This is a genomic window from Flavobacterium tructae (genome assembly GCF_002217475.1).
Lineage (GTDB): Bacteria > Bacteroidota > Bacteroidia > Flavobacteriales > Flavobacteriaceae > Flavobacterium > Flavobacterium tructae.
Genome location: NZ_MUHH01000073.1, coordinates 1 through 677, shown reverse-complemented (window position 1 = coordinate 677; position 677 = coordinate 1). Strand labels below are relative to the sequence as shown.

At 38.0% G+C, this 677-nt stretch carries 1 protein-coding gene; it reads right to left on the bottom strand.

The window, feature by feature from the left end; genetic code table 11:
- Positions 1–677, bottom strand: a 677-nt coding sequence (locus B0A80_RS20275; protein WP_165769304.1) for an AMP-binding protein, incomplete at both ends; no start/stop codon positions are given.

Sequence of the window (677 nt, the reverse complement as noted above, 5' to 3'; positions counted from 1 at the left end):
TTAGACACAAACTTCTCCGAAGTAAGTTCCGGATTATTCAGATATCCGCGAGCAACCTGAACACCTCCTATACAAAGCTCACCTGCTACTCCAATAGGAACTAATTGTAAAGCCGAATCTAAAACATATAAACTCGTATTGGATACCGGCTTGCCTATTAAAACCCGAGAAAAAGAATCTCCTAATGGAACTTCCCATGAACTCACATCAATTGCTGCCTCTGTAGGTCCATATAAGTTATCTAGCCGTACCCCTCTGAATTTATTTTTAAACAAACTAATCTGATCTGCTTGTAAAGCTTCCCCGCTGCATAAAACACGCTGCAAAGAACCACAATCTCCTAAATCTATTTCTTCCAGGAAAATCTTTAACATCGAAGAAACAAAATGAATCGTAGTAATATTGTTATGCTCAATGAACGTTTTTAAATAACCCGCATCTTTATGTCCTTCAGGCTTGGCAAATATTAATTTAGATCCGCAGATAACAGGCCATAATAATTCCCATACCGATACATCAAAACTAAATGAAGTCTTTTGTAAAATTATATCTTCTCCCGTCAGCTGATAATGGGATTGGGTCCATAACAACCTATTGACTATACCTCTGTGGGCATTCATAACTCCTTTAGGACGACCTGTACTGCCCGATGTATAAATAACATAAGCCAGATTATC